The sequence below is a fragment of the Clostridium sp. AM33-3 genome, assembly GCF_003480315.1.
Lineage (GTDB): Bacteria > Bacillota > Clostridia > Lachnospirales > Lachnospiraceae > Brotaphodocola.
The window spans coordinates 12,251-30,461 of sequence record NZ_QUIV01000006.1; the positions used below are offsets into that span (position 1 = coordinate 12,251).

Here is an 18,211-nt window from a genome sequence, read left to right on the forward strand (position 1 = left end):
AGACTTTACCGTTCTCTTAGCGATTCTGACACTATTTCTACAATTCTGACGAGAATTGGAAGATTCTGACAAATTTCTTACAGACCGTCAAAAGAACCTTATGGTTTCGGACACAGAATAAACACGATTTTCATTATGCGCCAATGAGCAGGGCCGTCAGAACCTTCATGACTCCGGCCAGCACCATGACCAGGATCGGATTCATCTTTCCCTTCTGCAGCAGCACTACACAGATCACAAAGATTCCCACCATGATCCAGTTGGTTCCCCAAGCAGTAATCTGCGCGCTGTTTTCCCAGAAGGCATTGGTCAAAATGGCAATGCCCGCAGAGCCGATCAGGGCGACCACCGCAGGTCTTAAGGAGGCCAGCACGCCTTGCAGCAGTGACATGTTCCGGTATTTGAGATACAGCTTCGCGATCAGCGTAACGATGACGCAGGAAGGCAGAATACATCCGAATGTTGCTGCGAGAGCTCCAGGTACACCGGCAATCTTCGTTCCGACAAAGGTGGCAGAGTTCACTGCAATAGGACCGGGTGTCATCTGGGAAATCGTGATGAGATCCGTAAATTCCGCCATGGTCAGCCACTGATGCCCGTTCACTACCTGTCCCTGTATAAGAGGCATGGCCGCATAGCCGCCTCCAAAGCTGAACATGCCAATCTGGAGAAAGCTGATAAAAAGCTTAAGATAGATCATTTATGCAGTCTCCTTTCCGGTAAGGAGGGTCCGCGCGACGCCAAGAAGGCCGCAGGCAATCACCACGAAAATGACATTGACCCGGAAGATACAGGATGCAGCAAAGGCACAGACCATAATAAGGATAGATGTCTTGTTCCTTCCATGAACAATACCGGCTCCCATCTCATAGGTAACCGACGCGATGACTGCTCCTACTCCGGACTGCATGCCCTGCAGCATCTGACTCACAATGAAATTGTCTTTTATCAGATTGTAAAAAACCGAGATTGCAGAAATGATCAGAAACGGCGGAATAATGGTTCCAAGAATTGCAATCACCGTTCCGGCCATTCCGGCCAGCTTATATCCCACCACGATGGCCCCGTTGACCGCAATGGCTCCCGGAGAGGACTGGGCGATCGCGACCAGATCCAGCATCTCCTCATTCTCGATCCAGTGATATTCATCTACAAATTTTTTCTTCAGAAGCGAAACGATCACATAACCGCCGCCAAAGGTAAAAGCACTCAGGTAGAGCGTGGAGACAAACAGCTTCCACAACACCCTTCTCTTGTTTTCCATCTTTGATACTTCCATTATCGATATTGCTCCATCCAGACTGCCTTCCCGGCTGCAAGGGAGCGCGCCACATCCAGGATCCGCTGGTTTTCGGAGCCGCGGAATTTCAGGCTTAAATTCTTTAAATCTTCCACAAATTTTCCATCTACCAGAACATCCAGAAGCGGCACCAGCTCCCGTGTTACCTCCGATTCCTTCATCATGCGTCCCAGAATGTCCTTCTCGAAATCATATCCGGAAAAGCACCAGATCGTTTTTTGGGGAAAACGCTTTTTCAGTTCTTTTAAAAACGGCAGCAGCCCAGCCTGGTTCTCCGGCTCCATAGGCTCCCCGCCAAGCAGGGTAATGCCTTCCATGTAGTCGTGATCCAGAGCGGAAAAGATCTTCTGCCAGACCTCTTCCGTAAACGGTTCACCGTACTCAAAATCCCATGCCTGAGCATTGAAACAGCCCTTGCAGTGATGTCTGCAGCCGCTCACAAAAAGCGACACCCGCACACCCGGACCATTGGCAATGTCTACCGGCTTGATGGTTGCGTAATTCATAATTCCAACACTCCTTATTATCCCGCGAACTGGCTGTTATACAGGTTCGCGTAAAATCCGTTCTGTGCCAGCAGGGTCTCATGGGTTCCCTGCTCAATGATATGGCCATCCTTCATCACCAGGATCACATCGGCCTCACGGATAGTAGAAAGACGATGTGCAACAATAAAGCTGGTACGGCCTTTCATCATGGCAGCGAAAGCCTTCTGGATACGGATCTCGGTGCGGGTATCGATGGAAGAGGTTGCCTCATCGAGGATCAGCATCGGAGGCAGGCACAGCATGACGCGGGCAATGCAGAGAAGCTGCTTCTGCCCCTGGGAAAGATTGCCACCATCCTCGGAGATCACCGTGTCATATCCATCCGGCATACGCTTGATAAAGCTGTGGGCATGCGCCTCCTTTGCCGCCCGGATGACCTCCTCCTCGGTCGCGTCCGGCTTGCCGTAGGCAATATTCTCCCGGATGGTTCCGGCCTTTAACCAGGTTTCCTGCAGAACCATTCCATAATTGGTGCGCAGACTCTTTCTTGTAACGTGGCGGATATCTTCACCGGACACCCTGATAGAACCGCTTACTACATCGTAGAAACGCATCAGCAGATTGATCATGGTGGTCTTGCCGCAGCCGGTCGGTCCGACAATGGCAATGCGCTGTCCTGGCTTTACATCCAGGTTTAAATCCTCGATCAGGGAAGTATCCGGAGTGTAGGAGAAATTTACATGCTCCAGCTTTACACTGCCGTCCACGTTCTGAAGATTGACTGCGTCGGCATCCTCCGGGGTAAACGGCGGCTCGTCGATCAGCTCAAATACCCGTGCCGCGCAGGCCAGGGCATTCTGCAGCTCGGTCACAACGCCGGAAATCTCATTGAAAGGCTTTGTGTACTGGTTCGCATAGCTTAAGAACGCAGAAAGCTGTCCCACGGTAAGCAGTCCGCGGATGGCAGCGAAAGCACCGGCGACACCGACGCTGGCGTATACCATACTGTTGACGAAACGGGTGGCCGGGTTGGTGATCGAAGAGAAAAAGATCGCACGCAGGCTGTAGCCCTGAAGGCGTCCGTTGATCTCCTCAAAGCGCTTCTGCGCCTCATCCTGATAGCCAAAGGCCTGTACTACTTTTTCATTTCCCACCATTTCATCTACCAGGGAAGTCAGTTCACCCCTGGTCTGGGACTGAAGCCTGAACATGGAATAGGTTTTCTTTGCGATAAAGCTTGCCACAAACAGGGAAAGCGGAGTCACGCACACCACCACAAGCGTAATGAACGGATTCACCACCAGCATGAATCCCAGGGTTCCGAGAATCGTCAGGACACCGGTAAAGAGCTGGGTAAAGCCCATCAGCAGTCCCTCGGAGAACTGGTCAATATCTGCGATGATACGGCTGATGATATCGCCGTACTGGTGGGAATCAATGTAGCTCAGCGGAAGAATCTCCAGATGGTTGAAGGCCTTCGTTCGGATGTCCTTTACCACCCGGTAGGTGATCTGGTTGTTGATATGGTTCATGAGCCACTGGGCAAGCGCCGTAACGACGATCACGACCGCAATTTTGCGAAGGATCGCAAGCAGTCCGTTAAAATCCACATTGCCGGGACCCAGGATCAGGTCGACACCCTCTCCCACCAGGATCGGCGCGTAAAGGGTGGTTGCCACGGTCACGGCAGCCAGGATCAGGGAGAGAACTACGAGCCATTTGTAGCTTCCAATATAGTTCAGGATCCGCTTTAAGGTTGATTTATGTTTTTCAATCTCAAGTTTTGCCACTTTACTGCACCTCCTCTCTGGAAAGCTGGGACAGACAGATCTCGCGATATACCTCACAGCTTTCAAACAGCTCCTCATGAGTACCAATGCCCATAGCCGCACCATCATCCAGGACTACGATCTGGTCCGCATGCCGGATCGTGGTCGCACGCTGGGATACAATGAAAACAGTCATATCCTTTGTGCCCTTCTGGATCGCCATACGGAGTTTCGCATCCGTCGCGAAGTCCAGTGCAGAGGCACTGTCATCCATGATCAGGATCTCCGGCTCGCGCACCAGGGCGCGGGCAATGGTCAGGCGCTGCCTCTGTCCGCCGGATAAATTCTTTCCGGCCTGGTCAATATAAAGATCCAGTCCCTTTTCCTTGCCATCCACGAATTCGCGGGCCTGTGCGATATCCAGGGCACGGTAGATTTCCTCATCGGTGGCATTCTTTTTGCCCCATCTCATATTTTCACGAAGAGTTCCCTGGAAGAGGATTGCCTTCTGCGGCACAACACCGATTTTTTCTCTCAGGGTTTCCAGCGGATAATCCTTTACATTCACACCATCCACAAGGACTGCACCCTCCCGCACATCATAGAAACGCGGGATCAGGTTTACCAGAGATGATTTTCCGGAACCGGTACCGCCGATGATACCGATAGTCTGTCCCTTCTTTACGGTCATGCTGATGTCTGTCAGGGAATCTGCCTTGGCGCCCTTATAAAGAAAGTTCACATGGTCAAACTGTACCTTGGCCGGTGCTCCTGCTCCCTCTGCCGCAGCTTCCGAAGCCGTTACCATACCCTTAGCAGGACTGACAATGCTGCTCTTTTCTTCCAGGACACTGCTGATACGATTTGCGCAGGCCAGTGCCTTGGAAATGGAAATGATCAGGTTTGCCATCTTGATCAGCTCTACCAGGATCTGCGACATATAGTTGACAAGCGCCACCGTCTCACCCTGGGTGATAATGCCGGCATCCACCTGTTTTCCGGAGATCCAGACTACTGAAATAATGGAAAGGTTGACTACCACATAGGTCATCGGGTTCATCAGCGCGGAAATCTTACCGACAAAGACCTGGAACCTTACGAGAAGTCCGTTGGACTCGTCAAAGTTTCGGATTTCATCCTCCTGTCGGTTAAAGGCACGGATCACACGTGCGCCGGTTAAGTTTTCCCGGGTTGCCTGGGTCACATGGTCTAACTGCTTCTGAACCTTTTTGTACAGCGGCATGCTGACAGCCATGATACCGAATACGATCACAGAAAGCACCGGAATGGCAACTACAAAGATCATGGCTGCCTTCACATTTACGGTGAAAGCCATAACCATGGCTCCGAACACGATGAACGGAGAACGGAGGAGCAGCCGCAGTGTCAGATTCACACCGGACTGTACCTGGTTGATATCGCTGGTCATGCGGGTGATCAGCGTGGAGGTTCCGATGGTATCCTGCTCACTGTAAGAGAGGCTTCCGATATGGGCAAACAGATCATTGCGCAGACCGGTCGCAAAACCGACTGCTGCCTTTGCCGAAAAATATTGTGCCGTGATGGAACAGGTCAGGCCGATCACTCCCAGCAATACAAGAAGTCCTCCCATTCGCAGGATATAGCCCGGATCCTGATTTTTGATACCAACATCCACGATCTGAGCAACAACAAGCGGTACAAACAATTCAAAACTGGCTTCCAGCATTTTAAAGAGAGGGGCCAGCACCGTCTCTTTTTTGTAGGCGTTTAAATAACGCAGCAGCCTCTTCATAGTAAACCTCCAGGTGTCATAGGTTTTTCGTTTTGCAGTTCACAGCAAAACGTATTGGATAATTATAGCACATATTTCCGGCATCCACAAGAAGCCGAAAGCCTCTCCTTGCCATATTCCAAAGCTCATGCTACTATGATAAAGAGTAAGACTTCAGAAAGGAAACGCTATCTATGATTTCTTTTTTCCTTCATTGTAAACAGATCTGGGACCGGTGCGTAAAGGATGAGATCACCGTGTACGCAGCACAGGCATCCTTCTTTATTGTAACCGCATTCTTTCCCTTTATCATGCTGCTCCTGACCCTGATCCAGTTTCTTCCGGACGTCGGAAAATCTGACCTGCTCGCTGTCATGGTAAGGATCATGCCCCAGATGCTGCACGCTCTGGTTGTCAGCATTGTAGAGGATCTTTACATCAAATCTCCGGGAACCATTCTGTCTGTAACCGCGCTGACAGCCCTGTGGTCCGCCTCCAAGGGAATGCTGGGCATTGAGCGGGGCTTAAACCGGATTTACGGGGACTTTAAACGCCGCAATTATCTTTTACAGCGCCTGCTGTGTTCCTTTTACACGCTGATCTTTATGCTGGTCTGTGTCATGTCCCTCGTGCTTCTGATCTTCGGCAAGAATATTGAGCATCTGCTGCTTCGCTTTCTTCCGATCCTTGCCCCGACAGCCCGCATTCTCATCAGTCTGCGCTTCCTTTTTGCCATGGCCATCTTCCTGCTTACCTTTGTGGGACTCTATACCATCGTTCCGTCCAGAAAGCAGAAACCGCGGCAGCAGCTTCCGGGAGCTGTCTTTACCGCGGTTTTATGGCTGGCATTTTCTTATGCCTTTTCTATTTATTTTTCACATTTCCGTAATTTTTCCTATATGTACGGGAGCCTGACAGCCATTGTTCTTCTGATGCTGTGGCTTTACATATGTATCTGTATCCTGTTTATCGGGGCAGAGCTGAACAATTTCCTGAACCGGGAGCATGTTCTGAGCCGGTGGCAGGAGCACTGACCTGATATAAAGACACAGTCTACTCGTGCAGACGGCGGATGATCTTGAAAATGATCGTGCCCTCCATCACCGTAGGCTCATGATAGGCAAAAAAGACAATTCCGTCTGTCGGAGACAGGATCTGGCTGATCACTTCACCCTCCAGCGGGTCAATGATGGAAGCCAGCACCTCTCCCCGGTGCACCTCCTGTCCCGGCTCCACATGCCTGCGGAAAAGTCCCGGAAGATCATTTTTGACATTCGTCAGGTCATCTTCCCGCAGGACGCTTGCAATATAGCCGCTGTGGCTGGTATAACGCAAAATCCCCATACGGGTCAGGAAACGCAGCACGGATGCGACCGCCATACGGGCTGCCCGCTCATCGATCTGCGCTGTGGCACTGCTGTAAACAGAAAACGCATTGGTATTCCAGATCTGCCAGTTATAATTCAGCGTAGCCGTATCGATCGGCTGCGGCTGGCGGATCACTACATACGGAAGTCCGAACAGGTTCGCCAGGCTTGCGTTCTGGTAACCGGTGTCCATCATGCGGACATGCGGCACAAAATCTCCTGGAAGGTAAAAGCTGGTAAACTGAATGCCGTAATTGTATCCCTGGATTGCCCGGAACACACCATCTGCGATCCGCTGGGTAGTTTCTCCGGCATGATATCCCGGAAACATCCGGTTGATATCGGTATTGTCCGTTGCCCAGAAGCGCTTTCCGATGTTCATGGAACTATGGTTGACCGACGGGATTACCAGAATCTCATTATCGTGCACAATGGCGCCCTTCTCCTCCAGTTTCCTTAATGCCTTTACCAGCTGGGAACAGATATACAGCTGCTGTATCTCGTTGCCGCGTATGGCACCTACAATGCAGGCTGCCTTCTCTCCCTTTCCGAAGTGGAAGCCGTACACGTCCATGTTATCCCGGTAACAGTTTTCCAGCGTAAATATAATCTCTTTTCTCATCGGTAGTCACCTCCCAGCACACGGGCGATCAGGGAGCCGCAGGATACCACCGGATATTCCCGCAGCGTAAAAAGCATTCCGTGGATCGGTGCTTTTACTTCCTGGGCAATTTCTCCGGTCAGCGGATTTAAGATCCGTCCAATGATCTGTCCCTCTTCCACATTTTTCCAGTGTTCTACAGAAGGGATAAAGATTCCCGGATGCTCTGCATTCAAAAATCCGACCTCTCCATCATCGGAAATGATCGGTTCCTTTGGAACGATCACATCGCCGTCCCAGATTCCGAGATCCTTCATCACACAGAAAATTCCGTCAGTCAGCTGATGGCAGAAATGCTCCGTAATACGCATGCCTACACCCATCTCAACAACAACCGTCGGGACCCCGATGGAGTTTAAGCTGTGGGCCAGCGTCGATTCCAGCACAGTAGCCGCCGCATGGACCCAGACAAAATCCAGATTCAGACGTGTCGCGAAGGGCAGAAGCTGCTCCCTGGTGTTGACATTGATGCGGGCCTGTGGAATTTCCCTCAGGAAAATATTGCTGGCATGAATATCAATACACAGGTCTGCGCCTGCAATATCCTCCACGATTTTTGCCGCCACATGCTCTGCCACTGAGCCTTCCTCGCTTCCCGGGAAGATCCGGTTCATGTCCAGGTCAAACATAGGAATACCCCGGGATATGGAGTCCACGCCCAGGGGATTTAATGCAGGGTATATCTCGACGATTCCCTTTAAATGTTCCTTCTGTTCTTTTAAGATCCGGTTCAGCTCATAACAGACATACTGGCCTTCCAGCTCGTCTCCATGGGTACCGGTTACCACGCAGATCCTCTTTTCCTTTCCGGTTTTGTATTCCGGCTCGATCACGTGTTTTAAGATCCTTAATTTTTCATCGACAGCAAGTCCTACTTCTGTCACGGTTTTTATCGTAGCATCGTGCTTCACTTTTCTTCCACCTTTATCAATATTGTCTGCTCCTGGCCGGCTTTGCCGAGGAAGCAGCCCCGGTCAACGGCAGCATCCATAAAATCCCATCCAGGCATGACTTGCGCCTTCTCCAAGATTCATGATCTCATTTAATGTGTCTATCTCTGACAGATTATACCGAATCCGGATTTTATGCAAGCGATTTAAGAATTTATTATATTCTTTTTCGATGCCAATTTATCCCGCAGGTCCTTTACAATTCATCAGCAGCATGATAGAATAACCATAGTTTTATAAGGAGGGCTAATATTGGACATCAATTACGAACTATATAAAGTATTTTATCATGTTGCTAATACCCTAAGCTTCTCGGAAGCCTCCAAGCAGCTGTTCATTTCCCAGTCTGCTGTCAGCCAGTCCATCAAGGTACTGGAAAAAAAGCTGAACCAGCCGCTTTTCATCCGCAGCACGAAGCGGGTACAGCTTACGCCGGAGGGTGAGATTCTCTTAAAGCATATCGAACCTGCCATGAACCTGATCCGCCAGGGCGAGAACCAGCTTTTAGAGGCGAATACCTTAAACGGCGGTCAGCTTCGCATCGGTGCCAGTGACACCATCTGCCGTTACTATCTGGTATCTTATCTGAAGGATTTTCACAGGCGCTATCCGAATGTGCATATCAAGGTTACCAACCAGACCTCCATTGCCTGCGCAAAACTGCTGGAATCCGGCCAGGTGGATTTTGCCATCACCAACTACCCAAACTCCGGTCTTTCCAACACCCAGAATGTGCGTATCATCCGGGAATTTAAAGACGTCTTCGTAGCCAACGACGAATACAAGGAGCTGCGGGGCAAAACCATCAGCCTGAAGGATTTAAGGCACTTTCCGATCCTGATGCTGGACCGCAAGAGCACCACAAGTGAGTTTCTGCACAGCATGTTCCAGCGCCATCAGCTGGATCTGGTTCCGGAGATCGAGCTTTCCAGCAATGATCTTTTAATTGACCTGGCCCGCATCGGTCTGGGCGTTGCCTTTGTTCCGGATTACTGTATTCCGGAAAACGAGCACAGCCTTTTTAAGGTTCAGATCCACGAAGAGCTTCCAACCCGTCAGATCGTGGTCGCAAGCAATGACAGCCTGCCTATTTCCCAGGCGGCTAAGCAGTTTATGGAGATGCTGTAGCGCATCTCCATTTTCATTTTCATGCCGGGCTTTCTTTGTCCCATTCCTGAACCAGAATTTTTGTCCAGGCTATCGGTTCTCCCAGAAATGCTTCAGCCACCCTCCTGCCGTTTCCCGGGTCACCAGACCATATTCGGTCCATTCCCGCGGGAACAGTTCCTGGAGCTCCTGCCGCAAAAAGCGGTCATCTAAAAGCAAAATCACGCCCCGGTCCTCAGCCGTGCGGATGACCCGTCCTGCTGCCTGCAGCACCTTATTCATGCCCGGATACTGATAGGCATAATCGTATCCATTCTCTCCCTGTTCCGCAAAATACTGCATCAGGATTTCCTGTTCACTGCATACCATTGGCAAGCCGGTTCCCACAATGATCGCTCCTTCCAGTCGTTCCGCCTTCAGATCAATTCCCTCTGAAAATATCCCGCCAAGCACACAAAGTCCGACAAAGGATTGTTCACGCTTTTCTTCAAACAGCTCCAGAAATTTCTCCCGCTCCTTCTCCGTCATGCGGCTCGTCTGCATCTGCCAGCGAAAGCTTCCGTCATAGCGCTCATCCAGAAGCTGTTCCACTTCCTCCATGTAACGATAGGATGGAAAAAACACCATATAATTTCCCACATGGCTGTGGGCCAGCTCCGTAATATAATCGGCCACCTTGCCAAATTCTGTTCGGTTTCTGCGGCTGTAACGGCTGCTGACATCCTTCGCCACCAGAATCAACCGGTTCTTCCCGTCAAACGGAGAATTTGCATAAACCGCAAAATCCTCCGGATTGCCGCTGAGCAGCTTCTTATAATAGATGACCGGAATCATGGTCGCTGAAAAAAAGATTCCCGCAATACCCTTTTCCAGACAGGCGTTTAAGCACCGGGACGGATCAATACAGAACAGATACAGGCGGAAATTTCCATCCTCCCCCAGCTCCGTATAGATCCGGTAATGATCATCCAGGCCATCATGCATGTTCAGAAAATGCCGCAGGTCAAAATAAAACTGCAGAACCAGTTCCCGTTCCGGAAATTCTTTTTCTTCCTCCAGAAACACTTCAAGCTCTCCCATGACTCCCAGAAGATTCGATGCCAGCAGATTTACGTCCGGCAGCACCCGGTATCTGGCTGATTCCCGCTTCAGCTCCAGCAGATTGCGGTTGCAGCGTTCCAATTCCCGCACAAGCTTTCCGGAACGCCCTCTGACCAGCTTTTTCACCAGCAGGATATCCTCCTTTACCAGGCAGGCGCTGAACATCTCCCGGGCCCGGCTGACCAGATTGTGCGCCTCATCCACCAGAAACAGATAGTCTCCCTGGTTTCCCTCCGCAAAATACCGTTTCAGTCTGGCATTCGGATCAAACACATAATTGTAATCACAGATGATGCCATCCGCCCAGCTGCTGATGTCCAGACAGAACTCAAAGGGGCAGACCTGATACCGGTCCGCATACTCCAGAATGACCTCCCGGGTAATGCCATGTTGCTCATGAATGATGTCAAACACGGCATCATTCACCCGGTCAAAATGTCCCTTTGCGCAGGGACAGGCATCCGGGTTACATTCGGTCTTTTCCATGGGGCAGAGTTTTTCTTTCGCTGTGACAGTCACGGTGGTAAACAACATGCCCCGCTCCCGAAGCAGCGCAAAACAGTTTTCCGCCACACTTCGGGTAATGGTTTTTGCCGTCAGGTAAAACAGCTTCTCTCCGGTCCCATTGCCCATGGATTTTAAGGATGGGTAAACCACGGAAAGGGTCTTTCCAATTCCGGTCGGCGCCTGAATAAACAGATTGCGCCTGCGGGCCAGTGCCCGATACACAGACACGGCAAGCTCTTTCTGTCCGGTCCGGTACTCATACGGAAACTGAAGTTCCCGCAGAGATTCATTCCGTCGAAGGGTATGATGATACAGATATTTAGCCCACTTCACATATTCATGGATCAGTCCCTGAAACCATTCCTCAAGTTCTTCCCGCGTCTTATCCTGCTTCAGGCGGCGGATCTCCTCCGTTTCGAGATTGCAGTAGGTGATCTGGATGGTAATGGAATTTATATTTTCGTGATCCGCACAGTACATATACGCATAGCACAGTGCCTGCGCCAGATGCAGCGTAAGCGGCTCTTCCAGCTGATGAATGTCCAGATAGACACACTTGATCTCATCGATCGTAACTCCGGAGACTGCCTCAATGACACCGTCTGCCCGGCCTTCTACCAGAATCCGGTAATCTTCCTGCTCCACCGTATGCTTCATCGGCACCTCAGCGTGGTAATCCGCGCCCTGACGTTTCTGGATCTTCCGGTGCATGCGGCTTCCCGCCTGCATGGCGTCCTTTTCCGCCGCGGAGGTTCTGCGGTTGTCTATATCTCCGCTCCGCATGACAAACTCCACAAGGTTTCGCACGGAAATGCGGATGATTCCTCGATCAGCGTCCATGAAAATTCCTCCTGTTTTTTGTGGAATGGATCTCTGCGCATAACAAAATGAGCGATAAGACCTTTCGACCTTATCGCTCTTCTTTAGCAGGGGATGAGGGGCTCGAACCCCCATCGACGGTTTTGGAGACCGGTGCTCTACCATTGAACTAATCCCCTATGCGGTTTTGTTGAGCTTTTGTTTCTTTCGTTTTCCTCAACGCTCCATTATAATAACATGGATTATTTGCACTGTCAACAATTTTTTTAATTTTTTGAAAAAAATATATTTTTTATGCGAAAGCAGTGTTTTAAGCAGGAAATCAGCCCCGGGCTGGTTTCCTGCTTTTTCATCAAATCAGCCGAATTGCTTCCCTTACATTGTTCACACCGTACAGTGTGATCTTATCAGTGTTCTTCATCTTATCCAGAGATACCTGCGGCAGGATACAGGACTCAAATCCCAGCTTGATGGCCTCATGTACTCGCTGCTCCGCCTTGGAGACGGCACGCACCTCGCCGGCCAGTCCCACCTCGCCGAAGATCATGCACTTTGGATTCACAGGCTTATCCTTCATGCTGGATACCAGAGCCATAATGATGGCAAGGTCGAGCGCCGGTTCGTTCATCCGCATGCCGCCTGCGATATTCACGTAAGCATCGTAACGGGACATCTCATATCTGCAGCGCTTTTCCAGCACAGCGATCAGCAGGTTCACACGGTTGAAATCCGTCCCTGCTGCGGTACGCCTTGGCATGCCAAAGTTTGTCTGGGTCACAAGCGCCTGCACTTCCAGGAGGATTGGTCTGCTTCCCTCTAAAGAGCATGCTGCCACAGCACCGGAAGCATCCTCCGGACGTCCGCTTAACAGATACTCCGATGGATTTTCTACCTCCTCCAGTCCGTTCTCCTGCATCTCAAACACGCCAATCTCATTGGTGGAGCCAAAGCGGTTCTTTACTCCCCTCAGAATGCGGTAAGAGGCATTGCGTTCACCCTCAAAATAGAGAACTGTGTCTACCATATGCTCCAGCACACGCGGCCCGGCTACCACACCCTCTTTGGTCACATGTCCGACAATGAACACAGAAATCCCCAGGCCCTTGGCAATCTGCATCAACACACTGGTGGATTCCCGTACCTGGCTCACGCTGCCCGGTGCGGATGCCACATCCTCCCGGAACATGGTCTGGATGGAGTCGATGATGACGATCTCCGGTTTTGTCTCGCGGATGGCCTCCTCGATCGTATCCAGATTTGTTTCGCATAAAAACAGAAGTTCTCCGCTTACGGTTCCGATTCGGCCGGCCCGCATCTTGATCTGTTTTAAGGATTCCTCTCCGGAAATATAAAGCACCCGGTGTCCATCCCTGGCCAGATTCCGGCACATCTGAAGCAGCAGGGTCGATTTTCCGATACCGGGATCACCCCCAACTAAAACCAGGGAGCCGGCTACTATGCCGCTCCCCAGTACACGATCCAGTTCCGGATATCCCGTTGGGATCCGGTCCTGTTCTTCTATGGACACCTCCTCCAGCTTTACAGGCTTTGCCGGTACACGCTGGGAAATACCGCCGGTGCGGCCGGCCGGAGCTTTCTTTGCCACCGGTTCCTCCACCAGTGTGTTCCACTCCTTACATGCCGGACACTGTCCAAGCCATTTGCTGGATTCAAAACCGCATTCCTTGCAGAAAAAAACGGTTGTCTTTGCTTTTGCCATGCTATGTATGCCCTTCCTGAAAGAGGATGTTTAGCGTTTTACCACCTTAACCTGGCAGGTGACACCCTCGCTTAACTCTACACTGACTACCAGCTTGCCGCTCATGTTGGTCTTCATGCCGCCTACCGCAACACCGTCAACATAAACCTCGTATTCTGTATCATCCTCCAGCTGAATGGTGATCTGGGCATCTTTGTCGCCGGATACGGTAAACTCTACGCCATCATGCTTTGCGGAGAAATGCTCTACTGCTGTTCCCGGTACAGACTCATAAACGAAAGAACCGTTGCGCTCTAATTTTGTGATCTCATAGAAGGTTTTGATCTTATATAAATCTCCCGCATGTTCAAAATTATCAAGCTTGCTCTTGGTGTCTAATTTGTAATTGCCGAAGCTGATGGTTCCATCAGCTTCGGAGCGGATTAAAGATTCGATTACTGGCATGTGTTTGCCCTCCTGGTATTTTCATATTTCTCATAGGATTATACAACAACCGACAAAATTAATCTAGTTTTTTATCACTTCTGCCGATAAAAATTTCAAGCTGTCTTCTCCTTTGGTAACGGTTACTTCATCACCGGCTTTAACTTCACCGTCCAGCACAGCCTCAGCGAGCTTATCTTCCAGCAGATTCTGGATCGCGCGGCGCAGCGGACGGGCACCGTACTTTTCGTCATAGCCCTTTTCCACAAGAAATGCCTTTGCCGTGTCATCTACCGTGAGCTTTAAGTTCATCTGGGTCAGAGTGCGTCTGCAGATACTCTTCAGCATGATATCCACGATTTCTTTCATATGATCCTGAGAAAGCTGGTGGAATACGATGATCTCATCAATACGGTTTAAAAACTCCGGCTTGAACATCCGCTTCACCTCTTCCATGACACGCTCCTTCATGAAGCGGTAGCGCTCTTTCGCGTCATCATTGGAGGCAAAGCCCAGGCGTTTCGGGGAAATGATGTTCTCCGCGCCTGCATTGGAGGTCATGATGAGCACAGTATTCTTAAAATCAATCCTGCGGCCCTGGGCATCCGTGATGTGGCCATCATCGAGTACCTGCAGCAGAATGTTAAATACATCCGGGTGTGCCTTCTCGATCTCATCAAAGAGGATCACGGAATACGGGTTCCGGCGGACCTTCTCACTGAGCTGGCCTCCCTCCTCATAGCCTACATATCCTGGCGGTGATCCGATCATCTTTGAGACACTGTGCTTCTCCATGTACTCCGACATGTCAACGCGGATCAGGGCATTTTCCGTACCGAACATCGCTTCCGCCAGTGCCTTGCAGAGCTCGGTCTTTCCAACGCCAGTTGGTCCCAGGAATAAGAAGGAACCAATCGGACGCTTCGGATCTTTTAAGCCCACACGGCCTCTGCGGATAGCCTTTGCCACAGCGGTCACAGCCTCCTCCTGACCCACTACGCGCTCATGCAGAATGGACTCCAGCCTGCGCAGACGCTCTGATTCCTCCTCTGCCAGCTTTCTCACCGGGATTTTGGTCCAGCCGGAAACCACATCCGCAATCTCGCCTTCTCCGACGATCAGCTTCCTGGATGTTTTTTCCTTCTGCCATTTTTCGCGAAGCTTTTCGATCTTTTCCCGCTTCTTCTGCTGGCGCTTCTTGATGTCACCGGCTTTCTCATATGCCTCATTTTTAATAGCCTGTTCCTTCTGGAGCTCTAACTTGTCAATGTCCTCTGTCAGGCTTTTAATCTCCGCAGGCTCCACATATGTGGTCAGGCGGATTTTGGAGGACGCCTCATCGATCAGATCAATGGCCTTATCCGGAAGGAAGCGGTCATTGATGTAGCGGGCAGACAGACGGACCGCAGCCACAAGTGCATCATCCGTAATGGTTACCTTATGATGCTCCTCATATTTCGGGCGCAGGCCCTTTAAAATGGCGATGGACTGCTCCTCTGTCGGCTCCTCTACCACAACCGGCTGGAAACGGCGCTCCAGTGCTGCATCTTTCTCAATGTACTTGCGGTATTCCTCCCGAGTTGTGGCGCCGATCAGCTGGATCTCTCCACGGGCCAGGGAAGGCTTTAAGATATTGGAGGCATCAATGGCTCCCTCCGCACCGCCTGCTCCGATGATGGTATGGATCTCATCCAGGAACAAAAGTACATTGCCGTCTTCGGTTACTTCGGAAATCACCTTCTTGATGCGCTCCTCAAATTCACCGCGGTATTTGGATCCGGCTACCATGCCGGACAGATCCAGCGTCATCACGCGTTTATCTGCAATGGTTTCCGGCACATTGCCGCCTGCGATCATCTGGGCAAGGCCCTCCACAACTGCGGTTTTGCCGACACCCGGCTCACCGATCAGGCAGGGATTGTTCTTCGTTCTTCTGCTCAGGATCTGGACAACACGCTGGATCTCACTTTCCCGGCCGATCACCGGATCCAGCCTCCCCTCCCGGGCAAGCTTCGTCAGATCACGGCTGAAACTGTTTAATGTCGGAGTCGCCGCACTGCCATCTGCTCCGGATCCGGAGGACTGAAGCTCCTCTCGCGCATCTGCTCCGTCCTCGCCCATGGCACCGCGCAGATCCACGTACAATTTCTGCAGGCTTACATCCATGGTATTCAGCAGCCGTACTGCTGCGCAGTCGCTTTCCCGGATCATGGCGATCAGCAGGTGCTCCGTTCCGATGAGCGGCGCCTTGAACCGCACAGCCTCCCGATAGCTCTGGTTCAATACCCGTACAGCCCCTGGCGTATATACGGTCTCTCCGATGGTTCCCACATTCTGGTTGGGAAAAATGAGCTGGCTGATCAGCTCTTTCACCTTATCTGCCGTTACACCGTTGGCATCGAGAACTCTTGCCGCAACGCCTTCTTCCTCCAGCAGCAGCCCAACCAGAAGATGTTCGGTTCCCACATAATTATGGCCCAGCTCATTCGCTGTCCGGGTAGACAGTGCGATGGCATTCCAGGCCTGTTCTGTAAAACGATTTCTGTCTATCAAAATTCAGGTCCTCCTTGTATCTGTCTTAAGCCAAAAGCTGGGGCAGCTCTGCCCGCAGATAAGCAGCCCGTGCCATCTCCAGTTCTTCCCTTCCCAGAGGTCTGGTGGAAAGCTTCTGAAGATTAGCCGGCTGGATCCCCAGCATCAGGCGGTATACCGCGCAGGGCTCCTCCATACGCAAAAGCCCATCTGCGCAGCCGGCCATGAGCCGGGAAAGCAGCGTCATAGCTTCCTTCATCGTCAGCTTTCTGGCATATTTCAATGTGCCATAAGCACGACAGGCATCATCCTCTCTGGATACCCGGTTCTTATCCAGCGCCAGCTTTCGCATCTGCTCCTCCTGGGCAGTAAGCTGCAGTGCCACCTTGGTCACCATGTCCAGGATTTCTTTTTCCGTCATGCCCAGGGTTTTCTGATTGCTGACCTCATACAGGGATCCGCAATTTTCTTCACCCTCCCCATACATGCCCTTCACCGAAGCTCCAAACCGCGTCATCTCGGTCACCATGCCGTTAAAGCGCTTGCTCTGGGATAACAGCGGCAGGTGCAGTACCACCGACGCCCGGAGCCCGGTTCCCACACTGGTGGGGAATGAGGTCAGGTAACCATACTTATCATCAAAGGCATAATCAAAACGTTCATTCAGATAATCATCGATCAGCCCTGCCTGGGTCCAGAGCTCATCCAGATGCAGACCGGAGGCAAACAGCTGGATGCGGATGTGATCTGTTCCGTTTAATACGATGCCCACGCGTTCATCATCTGATACCATGACCCCAGCAGGCGCTTTTCCGGAAGCGATGGTGGAGTTAAACACCCGGCGCTCCCGAAGTGCTCTGCGGTCCAGATCACTCAGCTCCTGCAGCCTTGCCTGCTCATAATGGCGGCCGTCAGCAGTGCCGAGATCTTTCAGGCCATCCTCCAGGCGTCCGATCATCTCTTCTGCCAGTTTTCCATCAAGCCTGGATGGAAATGCATATTGTTCCAGATTCCGCACAAGACGCACACGGCTGCAGATCACGGCAGGCCGTGTCCGGTTTACTTCCTCAAACCATTTCATCATGACTGCGCCTCCTTCAGTGCCCGGATCTGGTCACGGCAGTCAGCTGCGATCTCATACTCTTCCGCACGCACCGCCTCCCGGAGTCTTGCCTCCAGCTTTCGGATCTGCAGCTGAGTTTCATTTTCCACTGCCGCATCCGTATTCAGAGTCTGTTCTTTGCAGCTTGCGGGAGTCATGTCTGCGGTGCCTTTCTCCGGCTGGTCACAAGAGGCCAGATGGAATGGATCCGCCTTGATTTTCTGGAATTTCGGATGCTTTCCGGTGTGACGCACATTGCCCTGAAGCTGCCTGATCTTATCGTGGATCAGCAGATCAAACACGCTGTAGCAGTCCGCACAGCCAAACCGGCTGTTTTTCACAAAATCATCATAGCTGGTGCCACAGGTCGGACAGATGATCTGACCGGTCTTTTCTTCCTCCGATTCCTCCCCCGGCACTCCTAAAAGCCCCGACAAAAGCTTGCCTAACGGAAATTCCCCCTCAAAAATGGCAGAATAGGGACCAAAATCCATCTCTTTGGCGCACTGTGCACAGTAATTGTGCTCGGTGCGAACTCCATTGGCAATTTCTGTATATTGAATATTTGCTTCTCTTATCTTACAACGCTCACATAACATGGCAATTCCTCCA

15 protein-coding genes and 1 tRNA gene are annotated in these 18,211 nt (G+C 51.3%); 2 read left to right on the top strand and 14 right to left on the bottom strand.

All coding sequences use genetic code 11. The features are described 5' to 3' along the window. Positions 1–133: 133 nt before the first annotated feature. The 5 genes from DW819_RS04840 to DW819_RS04860 are packed head-to-tail and all read right to left on the bottom strand — an operon-like array spanning position 134 to position 5,331. Positions 134–700, bottom strand: a complete 567-nt coding sequence (locus DW819_RS04840; RefSeq protein ID WP_118732331.1) for a chromate transporter — start codon at positions 698–700, stop codon at positions 134–136. Continuing rightward, positions 701–1,264: a chromate transporter gene (locus DW819_RS04845; RefSeq protein ID WP_118732418.1), complete on the bottom strand. Its 564-nt coding sequence runs from the start codon at positions 1,262–1,264 to the stop codon at positions 701–703. It lies immediately after the preceding gene. 14 nt (positions 1,265–1,278) lie between these two features. Beyond that, the gene (gene nrdG / locus DW819_RS04850) at positions 1,279–1,806 is read right to left on the bottom strand and encodes an anaerobic ribonucleoside-triphosphate reductase activating protein (RefSeq protein ID WP_118732332.1); all 528 of its coding nucleotides are present in this window, start codon (positions 1,804–1,806) and stop codon (positions 1,279–1,281) included. Positions 1,807–1,823: 17 nt separating this feature from the next. After that, positions 1,824–3,578 carry an ABC transporter ATP-binding protein gene (locus tag DW819_RS04855; protein WP_243025586.1) on the bottom strand — a complete coding sequence of 585 codons (1,755 nt, stop codon included), beginning with the start codon at positions 3,576–3,578 and terminating at the stop codon, positions 1,824–1,826. Position 3,579: 1 nt separating this feature from the next. Further along, positions 3,580–5,331: an ABC transporter ATP-binding protein gene (locus DW819_RS04860; protein ID WP_118732334.1), complete on the bottom strand. Its 1,752-nt coding sequence runs from the start codon at positions 5,329–5,331 to the stop codon at positions 3,580–3,582. A 173-nt stretch (positions 5,332–5,504) separates the two neighbouring features. Between DW819_RS04860 and DW819_RS04865 the strand changes: the two genes are divergently transcribed. Next, positions 5,505–6,344: a YihY/virulence factor BrkB family protein gene (locus DW819_RS04865; RefSeq protein WP_118732335.1), complete on the top strand. Its 840-nt coding sequence runs from the start codon at positions 5,505–5,507 to the stop codon at positions 6,342–6,344. Between the two features lie 19 nt (positions 6,345–6,363). Here the strand turns inward: DW819_RS04865 and DW819_RS04870 are convergent, their stop codons facing one another. Together DW819_RS04870 and DW819_RS04875 are read right to left on the bottom strand one after the other, a co-directional pair. Continuing rightward, a complete protein-coding gene (locus DW819_RS04870) occupies positions 6,364–7,299 on the bottom strand; it encodes a M14 family metallopeptidase (RefSeq protein WP_118732336.1) in 936 nt (311 codons plus the stop codon). Continuing rightward, complete coding sequence (locus DW819_RS04875; protein ID WP_243025588.1) at positions 7,296–8,249, bottom strand: M14 family metallopeptidase; 954 nt, start codon at positions 8,247–8,249, stop codon at positions 7,296–7,298. Before DW819_RS04875 ends, DW819_RS04870 begins: the two co-directional genes overlap by 4 nt. Positions 8,250–8,540: 291 nt before the next feature. Between DW819_RS04875 and DW819_RS04880 the strand changes: the two genes are divergently transcribed. Continuing rightward, positions 8,541–9,416, top strand: a complete 876-nt coding sequence (locus tag DW819_RS04880; protein ID WP_118732337.1) for a LysR family transcriptional regulator — start codon at positions 8,541–8,543, stop codon at positions 9,414–9,416. A 69-nt stretch (positions 9,417–9,485) separates the two neighbouring features. Here DW819_RS04880 and DW819_RS04885 read toward each other — a convergent pair whose 3' ends face one another. From DW819_RS04885 to DW819_RS04915, 7 genes are all read right to left on the bottom strand, one after another. Further along, positions 9,486–11,843 (bottom strand): ATP-dependent DNA helicase, encoded by a 2,358-nt coding sequence (locus DW819_RS04885; RefSeq protein ID WP_118732338.1) that lies wholly within the window; start codon positions 11,841–11,843, stop codon positions 9,486–9,488. 87 nt (positions 11,844–11,930) lie between these two features. Next, a tRNA-Trp gene (locus DW819_RS04890) sits at positions 11,931–12,001 on the bottom strand. Between the two features lie 173 nt (positions 12,002–12,174). After that, the gene (gene radA / locus DW819_RS04895; RefSeq protein WP_118732339.1) at positions 12,175–13,542 is read right to left on the bottom strand and encodes a DNA repair protein RadA; all 1,368 of its coding nucleotides are present in this window, start codon (positions 13,540–13,542) and stop codon (positions 12,175–12,177) included. 30 nt (positions 13,543–13,572) lie between these two features. Beyond that, complete coding sequence (locus DW819_RS04900) at positions 13,573–13,986, bottom strand: endosialidase (RefSeq protein WP_118732340.1); 414 nt, start codon at positions 13,984–13,986, stop codon at positions 13,573–13,575. A gap of 63 nt (positions 13,987–14,049) precedes the next feature. Next, positions 14,050–16,518, bottom strand: a complete 2,469-nt coding sequence (locus DW819_RS04905) for an ATP-dependent Clp protease ATP-binding subunit (protein WP_118732341.1) — start codon at positions 16,516–16,518, stop codon at positions 14,050–14,052. A gap of 25 nt (positions 16,519–16,543) precedes the next feature. Then, complete coding sequence (locus DW819_RS04910) at positions 16,544–17,581, bottom strand: ATP--guanido phosphotransferase (RefSeq protein WP_118732342.1); 1,038 nt, start codon at positions 17,579–17,581, stop codon at positions 16,544–16,546. Next, positions 17,578–18,198 carry a UvrB/UvrC motif-containing protein gene (locus DW819_RS04915; RefSeq protein WP_118732343.1) on the bottom strand — a complete coding sequence of 207 codons (621 nt, stop codon included), beginning with the start codon at positions 18,196–18,198 and terminating at the stop codon, positions 17,578–17,580. Before DW819_RS04915 ends, DW819_RS04910 begins: the two co-directional genes overlap by 4 nt. Positions 18,199–18,211 lie beyond the last annotated feature (13 nt).

Bases quoted from the DNA above. Each gene is read 5' to 3' on its own strand.
- DW819_RS04840 (WP_118732331.1), bottom strand. From the start codon at position 700: ATGATCTATCTTAAGCTTTTTATCAGCTTTCTCCAGATTGGCATGTTC.
- DW819_RS04845 (WP_118732418.1), bottom strand. From the start codon at position 1,264: ATGGAAAACAAGAGAAGGGTGTTGTGGAAGCTGTTTGTCTCCACGCTC.
- nrdG (WP_118732332.1), bottom strand. From the start codon at position 1,806: ATGAATTACGCAACCATCAAGCCGGTAGACATTGCCAATGGTCCGGGT.
- DW819_RS04860 (WP_118732334.1), bottom strand. From the start codon at position 5,331: ATGAAGAGGCTGCTGCGTTATTTAAACGCCTACAAAAAAGAGACGGTG.
- DW819_RS04865 (WP_118732335.1), top strand. From the start codon at position 5,505: ATGATTTCTTTTTTCCTTCATTGTAAACAGATCTGGGACCGGTGCGTA.
- DW819_RS04870 (WP_118732336.1), bottom strand. From the start codon at position 7,299: ATGAGAAAAGAGATTATATTTACGCTGGAAAACTGTTACCGGGATAAC.
- DW819_RS04885 (WP_118732338.1), bottom strand. From the start codon at position 11,843: ATGGACGCTGATCGAGGAATCATCCGCATTTCCGTGCGAAACCTTGTG.
- radA (WP_118732339.1), bottom strand. From the start codon at position 13,542: ATGGCAAAAGCAAAGACAACCGTTTTTTTCTGCAAGGAATGCGGTTTT.
- DW819_RS04900 (WP_118732340.1), bottom strand. From the start codon at position 13,986: ATGCCAGTAATCGAATCTTTAATCCGCTCCGAAGCTGATGGAACCATC.
- DW819_RS04910 (WP_118732342.1), bottom strand. From the start codon at position 17,581: ATGATGAAATGGTTTGAGGAAGTAAACCGGACACGGCCTGCCGTGATC.
- DW819_RS04915 (WP_118732343.1), bottom strand. From the start codon at position 18,198: ATGTTATGTGAGCGTTGTAAGATAAGAGAAGCAAATATTCAATATACA.